We start from the raw sequence: 9,344 nt of genomic DNA, 5'->3' as shown, positions 1-9,344 counted from the left end.
GGGTGATCCTGCCATATATTTATTTTGCTAATTAAGAGTTAACCTTTGTCACCCTTAGCCTTAGCATAATGTCACCCCATAAGGTTAACTATACACCGATTAGCTGGAGCGTTAATATTTTGCGACGTATATGTTATAATATAAATAGCACATAGCGTATAGCAATTAGCACTTAGTAAATGATATTTTACTTTATAATAATTGCAATAATAAACTAAACGCCAAACGCTAATTATTAACATTTTTTAAAAAGAAAACCCCGTACAGAAATGCACGGGGCTAGTTGGAGGCGAGATAGAATGCGGATGGTTCCATAGAGCAATCGAGCTTTTGCCCGGTAGCTTCGCGGATCATCCCGCAAAGGTGTGGACGAAGAAGCTTTGCCCTTTTTACATATGCGTAGTTGCGACTGCAATATTCTCCTGCATAGCGCAACATGGCAAAGTCCCATTCATTTTCCAGAAGACCGGAAGGGATCGGCGAAAGAACATAGATATGCTCTTTTGCGGGGAGTACACGCCAATTATTGTTGTTCTGACGCGCAAAGTCCGCATGACCTCTTAACTTTTCTGCTGTTGCATAGAACGCTTCAGCAAGATTCAGCGGACAGCCGACGCCGTCACCATCGAGGTCCCGTCTGTTTGACGGATCTCCCCAGGTATACGGCATAAACTGCATTGAGCCAAGAGCTCCGGTTGAAGAACCCTTCAGTTGTCTGCATTCTGTGCCGTACTTTTTGTAGTATCCACACTTTTGGCAGATGTTTAGAAAGGCCTGCTTGTTCTTTATGAACGATCCACGTCTTCGTCGGTCTTCACGGATGTTCCGCTCAATTGCAGTAAGAGCCGGAGTTCCGCTGTCACCGCTCAAAGACATGAATGATTCTTGTGCCCAGTGCGCAAGTGCTACGTCAACCGGAACGCCTGCTGATTCACTGGCCGCAAGAATTTGCTTTACTGCCTCTGGGCTTTCTTGCAGAATATGTTGAAACCGATGGAGCTGTGTTGCCACAACTCCGCGTCTCTTACGGACCGAAGCTCTGCCGATGGAGTACTTGTTGAAGTTGATTGGTTGGTAGGGAGAATGGCTTGCATATTTTACAACATACCGATAACGCCGTTTTCCCGCGTGATTGCTCTTGTTGCCCTCTGTCGCTATACCAGCGATAAAAGTAGCGACAATGAAGAGCACTATTGCTCCGAGAACTCCCTGCATGTCGTCTCCTTTTAGGAAAGAAGTAGTCCGGTGGTAGCGGCGAGCATTAAACAGACAAGCGAAGCACCGAGCTTCATCTTGCCGAAGAGCATGCAGCTTGCTACGGTCAAAAGCCCAACGATCATGGTCATCTTATCTCCTTATTGATTGTGATTGGGTTGGAAAGAACTTCTATTGTTTAGCCAAAATATAGCATATTTCAATGCTTTTGTCAAGAGCTAAAAGCTAATAAATAAGTAAATTTAGCCAAAATATGGAAACAAAAACTATCAGAAACAAGCCAGTTGAGGCATTTTTGAGCTATTTAGAAGTAGAGCGTGGAAGAAGCGCAAATACAATAGATAACTACCGTTTTTATTTAACTCGCTTTTTTGATTGGGTAAGCCAAGCAAAAAAAAGACGTGTTCCTATAAAACCGCAGGAAATCAACCTTCCATTAATTAGACAATATCGTATATATCTTAATCGACTTTCAACAATGGATGGCGAACCGCTTAAAAAAAACACGCAAAACTATCATTTAATTGCGTTACGTTCATTTTTAAAGTTTTTAGCCAAACAAGATATGAAGAGCTTGTCTTCGGAGAAGATTGAACTGGCTAAAATGCCGGAACGAATGGTAAATTTTTTAGACGAAGATGAAATTAAAAGACTTTTGGAAGCACCGGTGAAAAGTCTTAATGAAAAGCCAAAATTAGGAGACCTTCGCGATAAATCTATTTTAGAAACATTGTTTTCAACCGGACTTCGTGTTTCAGAATTATGCCGTTTAAAGCGCGATGATATAAGTTTAAAAAAGAAAAAAGGCGCAATAGAATTTACCATTAGAGGAAAAGGGAAAAAAGTTCGTGTTGTATTTTTGTCTGAACAAGCAGCCTTTTGGTTAAAGGAATATTTGGATAAAAGGATTGATGTGTCTCCATGGATGTTTGTGCGAATGGATAAAGCCGCCGCAAGTTTAGCAAAACGAGACGAAGACCCAATGACGCCAAGAAGTATGCAAAGAATGGTAGCAAAATATACGAGAATTGCCGGCATTGCGAAGCAGATTACTCCGCACACATTGCGACACAGCTTTGCGACAGATCTTCTATCAAATGATGCTGATATCCGTACTGTTCAGGTAATGCTCGGACATTCATCAATTACGACAACGCAGGTTTACACGCATATTACCGATAAACATTTACGTGAGGTGCATAATAGATGCCACAACAAGAAAGCAATAAAAAAATAAAATAAAAAACAAAGCTTGAAATAAACCGTGATACTCGCTTGACAAAATTGGTTTTTTAGTGTAAGATATAAGAAGTTTTTGCCCCTGTAGTTCAATGGATAGAACACTAGCCTTCTAAGCTAGATATGTGGGTTCGATTCCCCCCGGGGGTACCATGGCTGGGTAGCTCAGTTGGTTAGAGCGCAGGACTCATAAGCCTGAGGTCGAGGGTTCGACACCCTCCCCAGCTATTATGGTGGCTATAGCTCAATGGTAGAGCGCTAGGTTGTGGTCCTAGTAACGAGGGTTCAATTCCCTCTAGTCACCCCACGAAAAAGCAACGGTTCTTCCGTTGTTTTTTCGTGGCTGTAATTTAGAGAGGGGATTGGACAAAGGGGTGGTAGGGGAAAGTATTTCCCCTACATTCAGAGGAGAGTTATTCGAGAACCCGGAGGTTCTCGAAAGAGCGAAGCGACGTGAAATTCCCTCTAGTCACCCCAAAAAACCAACTATGTTTAGTTGGTAAATAAATATTTTATTTTAATATATAGAGCTTCATTTTTTGGCAAACCGTTTGGTTGCACAGCAAGTAATGTTTCTTCACTCAGCCAAGGTTTCGTTTCTACACGTTTCCAGAGATATGGATAGATTGTGATCGGACGTTTGATATTTGAATTTATATATAAACGAAATGATTTATCAGCATATTCGCGGAGCATTTCTTGAAATCGTTGAAAATTATCTATATCTTTATTGTTTGCATTTGAATGGAGCGTGAAATGTATTCCATCTACAGCATCAATTATTTCTGGTAATTGTTCTGAAAACCAAGCTGTATAGAGGTAGATAATTAAACTTGGGTTTATCCGTTTTGCCAGGGCGATAATTTTTAACGTTTTATCTGGATCAAGCATTGGTTCTCCACCCGTAATACATAAAATATCACACATATCCATTTTTGCGATATTAGATATTTCTACCGCGTTAGACATTATTGTTTCATATTTATTGCAACAATAATGACACGAACATAAACACTTCAATGTTATTATTACTCTTGCAATTCTTGGATTCTGTGGATATTTTTTCAAAAGCAAACTCCTTGTTATCAATGTGGATATTTTAAGCTATTTTTTTATTTTTGTTAAGCATAGTTTTCATTGGGGCAGTCTTCATAATTTTTATTAGTTCACCTCAAAAAAGACAATTTTTGCTACTTTTTTATTTTCACTAAATACTGGCCGTTAGTTGCTAAACGTTTTAGAATTATTGACAAAAGTCTTGTTTTGGTATAGAGTTGTAAGATTATTAAGGGCCATTCGTTATATAAATAAGCCGATATGAATATAGAAAAAGGTACCGAGAAAAAACAATTCATAAAAATTTATGATGAGTTGGCAGATGGCATTTACCGCCACCTTTATTTTCGTGTTTATGACGGCGAAAGAGCAAAAGAATTAATGCAAGAGTCATTTACTCGTGCATGGATTTATATTACAAAAGGCAGAAAGATTGATAATCTTAAAGCGCTTATTTATAGAATTGCGACTAATCTGGCGATTGATGAGTCAAGAAAGAAAAAGGCGGTTTCATTAGATGGTTTTATAGAGGCTGGGTTTGAAATCAGCATAACTCAAAACAATAATATAATAATGAAAGCAGAAGCAAAAGAGCTGTTGCAGACTATGAAGAAATTACGGGATAGTGAAAGAAACCTTATTCTCATGCGTTATATAAATCAGATGGGTCCGAAAGAAATCTCGCAAATTTTGGAAAAAAGCGAGAATTGGGTTTCTGTAAATTTAAATCGCGCGATTAAAAAATTAAAAAAATATGCAGACTAACTTAAACCCAAAAGATAAAAACAATATTCGTGAGGAGCTTGCGTCTTTTATGGAAAGAAACTCTATGAAAGATAATAGATTTTCGCAATATATAAATTGGAAGCCACAGCTTCCTAGCTTAAAATTAAATATGCAATTATTTATGCCTACAAAAATGATATCTTTAGCGTTACTTTTAGCCGTGATTTTTGGTGGAGGAGCGACTGCTTATGCGGCAGAAGATTCTTTGCCAGACGAAATATTATACCCTGTTAAAAATATAACAGAAGGAATGCGTGGCTGGATGAAATTTTCATCCGAGTCAAAAGCCGGTTGGCAAGCAGACTTAGTTGAAAGACGTTTAGACGAGCTGGAAAAATTATATGAAGATGGAAAAATAACCGAAGAACAAAAAAATGATTTTCAACAAAAGATAAATGAACGAATGGATTTTGCAGAAAAATATTTGGAAGCAATGAAAGATATGGGGATGGCCGGTCCAGCGTTGGGAATTGCATCCAGATTGGAAAATTCTTTAAAAGCGCGTGAACATATTTTTGCGAAGGTTGGTGACCAGTTTGAAAAATTAGCAGAGGGCGATATGGGTTTTGCGGAAAAATTTAAAGAAAAAGCAGATTTTATGGAGCAAAAAAGAATAGAGTTGGAAACTCGGATAAAAAGTGATAATACAATACCTAAAGAAGCAGTAGAAGGAATAATGAAAATGGCGGAAAATAAAATCACAGAAGTTGAAAAATATATCAGTGACAATCAGACAAAAATGGTTCAAGAAGATATTGATAACGCCAAAGCGAAACTTGATGAAGCGAAAGATGCTTATGATAATGGAAAAGAAAAATTAGGCGAAGAAAAATACGGCGAAGCATTTATAGAGCTTCAGAATGCTCATCGTTTAACTCAGCTCGCAAAAATGATTTCTATGGGAAAGACTCTGCCACCAAAACCTGAAGGCGCGCCGGCTGGCAAAGGACCCGGCAGAGGACCCGGTCCATTTGGAGGAATGAAAAATACTCCAGAAACAACAGAAGGCAGTAATTAAAAAAGATAAAAACGCCCCTCTTTGAGGGATGTTTTTATTTGCAAAACAACTCGGAATAAAATATACTTAATATATAAATTCATAATTAATTTTTTATCTATGCTAAATATAGAACAAAAATCAATTGAACAATATTTTTCTGAATATGGGATTAATGATCCTGATGAGAAAATAAAATTATTGCCAGAGCTTACAAAGATTATTTATGACCGCAATATGCATGTCGTATGGTATGAAAAGGCAGATGATGAATATAAAAAATCTCAGTATGCCGAAGGTTTGAAAGAATTAGACGGAAGAATAAAAGATATTTTTGATGATTTTTTAAGTAATAAAAAAGAGAAAAATATTTCAGAAACAGGTGATCTCGCTTAATTTAATTTTATGTCATTAAAAAATAAACCAATAGTGCTCATTATTTTAGACGGTTTTGGTATTACTAGCCCTTCGTCCAGTAACGCCATTTCAAGTGCAAAGATGCCTTATTTTGATAAGATGGTAAAATACTCTCCAACGATGCTTTTGGAGGCAGCGAGTCTAAACGTAGGTCTTCCGCAAGGAGAAGTTGGTAATAGCGAAGTCGGACATATGAATATTGGCTCCGGTGTTTTAATTTATCAAAGTTTACCAAGAATTGATAAAGCAGTAGAAGACGGAACTTTTAAGAATAATGCATATTTTTTGGAAGCCCTCGAAAAGACAAAAAAGAATAATTCCAAATTTCATATAATGGGGCTTTTGGGAAACGGAGGCGTGCACTCTCATACCAGACATCTCAAGGCAATATTGGATTTTTGTAAAGAAAAAGATATAAAAAATGTTTTTTTACATTTATTTTTAGACGGACGTGATGCAGACAAAGATAGTGGTAAAATATTTGCTTCCGAAATAATCAAATATTGTAATGAGTTGAAAGTGGGAAAAATTGCTACTCTTTGTGGAAGAAAAATTGCCATGGATAGAAATAAGGACTGGAAAAAAATAGAAGCAGCGTATAATTTGATTGTGAAAGGGTCTGCGGAAAAATTACATAAAGATCCATTACGCGCTATTGAAGAATCATATAAAGAACAAATCTTTGATGAAGAGTTTCGTCCGACGGTCATTATTGGAAAAGATAATCAGCCCGTTGCGACAGTGAGTCCGGAAGATGCGATGGTATTTTTTAATTTTCGCGCAGATCGAGCCAGACAGATAACACAGGCCTTTGTTTTACCTGATTTTAAAAAGTTTGATAGGCAGTTTTTGGGCGGATTAGATTTTATAACAATGACAGAATATGAAAAAGGTCTGCCAGTTAAAATTATTTTTCCTCCGATTATTGTAAAAAATCCGCTGGCTAAAATTATAAGTGCTAATGGACTTCGCCAATTACATATTGCCGAAACAGAGAAATATGCTCACGTTACTTTTTTTATAAATGGTTTAGTAGAAGAGAAATTTGCAGGCGAAGATAGGATACTTGTGCCTTCTCCTGCGGTTTCAAGTTATGACCAGACTCCGGCGATGTCGTCAGTTGAAGTTACGGATGATGTCATAAAAGCAATTAAAGAGGGGAAACATGATTTTATTTTTATAAATTATGCTAATCCGGATATGGTGGGGCATACTGGAAATTTGGAAGCGAGTATAAAAGCAGTTGAATTTTTAGATAAATGTTTAGCTCGGGTTGTTAATACAACTGTAAATTATGGAGGCGCGGTTTTTATTGTTGGAGATCATGGGAATGCCGAAGAACTTGTCAAAGTAAATACAGGAAAAATTGATAAAGAACATAGTATTTATCCTGTGCCATTTGTTGCAGTTAGAAAAGATTGGATTGGCAAGTCAATGCAAGAGATAAATAATGGAGACCTCTCTCTTCTTGCGCCAACAGGGCTTTTATCTGACGTAACGCCAACGATTTTAAAAACAGCCGGCCTTCCGATAGCTCCCGAAATGACAGGGACTAATCTTTTGGAAGGAATTAATTAAGAGAATCTATTTTAGGTTTTCTAGATACTTTTATGCAAACATTATTTTATATATTAGGCGCCACTTTTTTGGTTAGCTTGATATCTTTTATCGGAGTTTTAACTCTTTTATTAAAACAAAAAATATTAAGTAAAATCTTATTGGTTCTAGTTGGACTTTCTGCCGGAGCAATGATGGGAGGGGCTTTTTTGCATCTATTACCAGAATCTATAGAAGCGTTAGACGGAAGCTTGATACCTTATATTTTAGTTATAGTTGGTTTTGTTATTTTTTTTCTAGTTGAAAAGATTTTACACTGGAGGCATTGTCATAAAAGCCACTGTGACATACATACCTTTGGTTATATGAACGTTATTGGTGATGGAATTCATAATTTTATTGATGGGTTAATTATAGCGGCAACGTTTATGGTTAATATTGAATTAGGGGTAGTGTCTCTTTTGGCGATTATTTTACATGAGATTCCGCAAGAGATAAGCGATTTTGGAGTTTTGCTTTATGCCGGTTTCAGCAAACTGAAAGCTCTTATGTTTAATTTTTTATCAGCCATAGCGGCAATGCTCGGGGGGTTGGCTGGATATTTTTTAGTAGGTTCCGATAGCTTTGTTTATTATCTTTTGCCTATTGCTGCTGGTGGATTCATCTATATTGCTGCGGCAGACTTATTACCAGAATTAAAAAAAGAAGAAAAGTGGTCAAAATTTATACCTTCATTTATTATTTTTTTATTTGGTATTGGTCTCATGATATTTTTAAGAAGTCTTGATTAATTTTTATTTTTATAGTAGAGTGATAAATACTTCTTGAAAAGGAGGAGGGATGCTTCCGGTGGTTTATATCTCTGACTGGAACAAGTTTAATCTTTCCCAAGTCGTGGAAAATTATACCTTTTCAGTGATTATCCCGGATAGCGCGGAAGTGAGAAGAATTTTGGTTAATAACAAAAGAGTCCGCGTGATATTAACGGATAAAAAAGGCAGAGTAGAATTTGTATTGGGGGAAGCAGAAGTAACGAGTCATATGCACTTGCCGATTGGAAAGATTTTCCCTCATATGTGGGCCATGCATATAGGAGAGCGTTACGTAGAAACATTTATGGAACAAAATAGCTTAAGTAGGTTTGCATTTATTATTTATATTGCGTTTAAGATTAATAATATGAATAGTGAATTCAGCTTTTGGCTTCACGAAAGATAAAAACATTTGCCGCCCTTCCGCGGCTTTTTTATTTACAAAAGATAGTTTTTATAGTAAATAGTATATAGTGCATAGTGTTTAAAGATAATAAGGAGAAGCACATTGAAAAAACCGGAAGAATTTTATAAAAGAGTATATTGGTGTTCGGTGCTTATGGTTATTGGAGGAGGCCTTTATCTTTTGGCCAATAGTTGGGGCAGAGTAATGGGGTCATATAATATTCAGTTTAATTTTGAGAAAAAGATTCCATTTATTCCGTGGACGATTTTTATTTATTATTTAATTTTTCCATATCTCGCAACAGCTATTTTTACTGTTCCTAAATATAGAGATTTTTTTCGGGTAGTTGGTGGATACTGGCTTATCACTTTTGTTTCGTCTGCGATATTTTTTATGCTTCCCACAACAATGCCTCGTCCGGATGAGATTGTTCCACAGAGCGGGCTTATGGGTCTTTTGTTTCGTGCTATCTATTTTGTTGACGGACCGCATAATCTTTTTCCGTCACTTCATGTGAGCTCTGTTTCGTATATTGGATTTGTCAACTGGCGTTTTTCTCTAAGATTTAGAATTTTGAGCACAGTCGCCGCTATTTTAATTTCTGTTTCAACGTTAACCGTGAAGCAACATGCTGTTGTAGACATACTTGGAGGTTTTATTGTCGGGTTGGTAACCTTTTTAGTTATGTTTAGACTTTTAGACAGAAAATATGAATAAGCATGGCTCAAGCCGTGCTTTTTTATCTAAATTAAGCTAATTTTTTGTTAAGTATCTTGACAAATTGTCAAAAATATGCTATACTTATTTAAGTTTAGTTCGTTAAAATTTTAGTACAAAAACCGCAGAAAGTTGCCTTGTA

At 36.7% G+C, this 9,344-nt stretch carries 10 protein-coding genes and 3 tRNA genes; 11 read left to right on the top strand and 2 right to left on the bottom strand.

What is annotated here, in order from left to right; translation table 11 throughout:
- Nucleotides 1–279: 279 nt before the first annotated feature.
- Nucleotides 280–1,215, bottom strand: coding sequence for a hypothetical protein (locus tag COU51_00210; protein PIR67169.1), 936 nt, complete (start codon nucleotides 1,213–1,215; stop codon nucleotides 280–282).
- Between the two features lie 253 nt (nucleotides 1,216–1,468).
- Between COU51_00210 and COU51_00205 the strand changes: the two genes are divergently transcribed.
- From COU51_00205 to COU51_00190, 4 genes are all read left to right on the top strand, one after another.
- Nucleotides 1,469–2,452, top strand: a complete 984-nt coding sequence (locus tag COU51_00205; protein ID PIR67168.1) for a hypothetical protein — start codon at nucleotides 1,469–1,471, stop codon at nucleotides 2,450–2,452.
- A gap of 80 nt (nucleotides 2,453–2,532) precedes the next feature.
- Nucleotides 2,533–2,607 (top strand) — tRNA-Arg (locus COU51_00200).
- A 1-nt stretch (nucleotide 2,608) separates the two neighbouring features.
- Nucleotides 2,609–2,682 (top strand) — tRNA-Met (locus COU51_00195).
- Nucleotides 2,683–2,687: 5 nt separating this feature from the next.
- Nucleotides 2,688–2,761, top strand: a tRNA-His gene (locus COU51_00190).
- Between the two features lie 185 nt (nucleotides 2,762–2,946).
- On the opposite strand, the gene COU51_00185 is transcribed toward COU51_00190, so the two are convergent.
- Nucleotides 2,947–3,423, bottom strand: a complete 477-nt coding sequence (locus COU51_00185) for a hypothetical protein (GenBank protein PIR67167.1) — start codon at nucleotides 3,421–3,423, stop codon at nucleotides 2,947–2,949.
- A gap of 348 nt (nucleotides 3,424–3,771) precedes the next feature.
- On the opposite strand from COU51_00185, the gene COU51_00180 reads away from it, so the two are divergent.
- The 7 genes from COU51_00180 to COU51_00150 all read left to right on the top strand — a co-directional run bounded on the left by COU51_00180 (nucleotide 3,772) and on the right by COU51_00150 (nucleotide 9,202).
- Nucleotides 3,772–4,275, top strand: coding sequence for a hypothetical protein (locus COU51_00180; protein PIR67166.1), 504 nt, complete (start codon nucleotides 3,772–3,774; stop codon nucleotides 4,273–4,275).
- A complete protein-coding gene (locus tag COU51_00175) occupies nucleotides 4,265–5,314 on the top strand; it encodes a hypothetical protein (GenBank protein PIR67165.1) in 1,050 nt (349 codons plus the stop codon). The genes COU51_00180 and COU51_00175 overlap by 11 nt, the downstream gene beginning before the upstream one ends.
- 21 nt (nucleotides 5,315–5,335) lie before the next feature.
- Nucleotides 5,336–5,689, top strand: coding sequence for a hypothetical protein (locus COU51_00170; GenBank protein ID PIR67164.1), 354 nt, complete (start codon nucleotides 5,336–5,338; stop codon nucleotides 5,687–5,689).
- 9 nt (nucleotides 5,690–5,698) lie between these two features.
- Nucleotides 5,699–7,288: a 2,3-bisphosphoglycerate-independent phosphoglycerate mutase gene (locus COU51_00165; protein ID PIR67163.1), complete on the top strand. Its 1,590-nt coding sequence runs from the start codon at nucleotides 5,699–5,701 to the stop codon at nucleotides 7,286–7,288.
- Nucleotides 7,289–7,320: 32 nt separating this feature from the next.
- Nucleotides 7,321–8,058: a ZIP family metal transporter gene (locus COU51_00160; GenBank protein PIR67162.1), complete on the top strand. Its 738-nt coding sequence runs from the start codon at nucleotides 7,321–7,323 to the stop codon at nucleotides 8,056–8,058.
- 49 nt (nucleotides 8,059–8,107) lie between these two features.
- On the top strand, nucleotides 8,108–8,485 hold the full coding sequence (locus COU51_00155) for a hypothetical protein (GenBank protein PIR67161.1): 378 nt from the start codon (nucleotides 8,108–8,110) through the stop codon (nucleotides 8,483–8,485).
- Nucleotides 8,486–8,587: 102 nt separating this feature from the next.
- Complete coding sequence (locus COU51_00150; protein ID PIR67160.1) at nucleotides 8,588–9,202, top strand: hypothetical protein; 615 nt, start codon at nucleotides 8,588–8,590, stop codon at nucleotides 9,200–9,202.
- Nucleotides 9,203–9,344 lie beyond the last annotated feature (142 nt).

The sequence above is a fragment of the Parcubacteria group bacterium CG10_big_fil_rev_8_21_14_0_10_36_14 genome (genome assembly GCA_002772895.1).
Taxonomy (GTDB): domain Bacteria; phylum Patescibacteriota; class Patescibacteriia.
The sequence above is the reverse complement of the archived record's forward strand: the minus strand, read 5'-3'. Positions and strand labels throughout refer to the sequence as shown.

Coding starts and splice junctions, on each gene's coding strand:
- COU51_00165 (PIR67163.1), top strand. CDS start 5,699: ATGTCATTAAAAAATAAACCAATAGTGCTCATTATTTTAGACGGTTTT.
- COU51_00155 (PIR67161.1), top strand. CDS start 8,108: ATGCTTCCGGTGGTTTATATCTCTGACTGGAACAAGTTTAATCTTTCC.
- COU51_00160 (PIR67162.1), top strand. CDS start 7,321: ATGCAAACATTATTTTATATATTAGGCGCCACTTTTTTGGTTAGCTTG.
- COU51_00175 (PIR67165.1), top strand. CDS start 4,265: ATGCAGACTAACTTAAACCCAAAAGATAAAAACAATATTCGTGAGGAG.
- COU51_00180 (PIR67166.1), top strand. CDS start 3,772: ATGAATATAGAAAAAGGTACCGAGAAAAAACAATTCATAAAAATTTAT.
- COU51_00185 (PIR67167.1), bottom strand. CDS start 3,423: ATGTCTAACGCGGTAGAAATATCTAATATCGCAAAAATGGATATGTGT.
- COU51_00205 (PIR67168.1), top strand. CDS start 1,469: ATGGAAACAAAAACTATCAGAAACAAGCCAGTTGAGGCATTTTTGAGC.
- COU51_00210 (PIR67169.1), bottom strand. CDS start 1,215: ATGCAGGGAGTTCTCGGAGCAATAGTGCTCTTCATTGTCGCTACTTTT.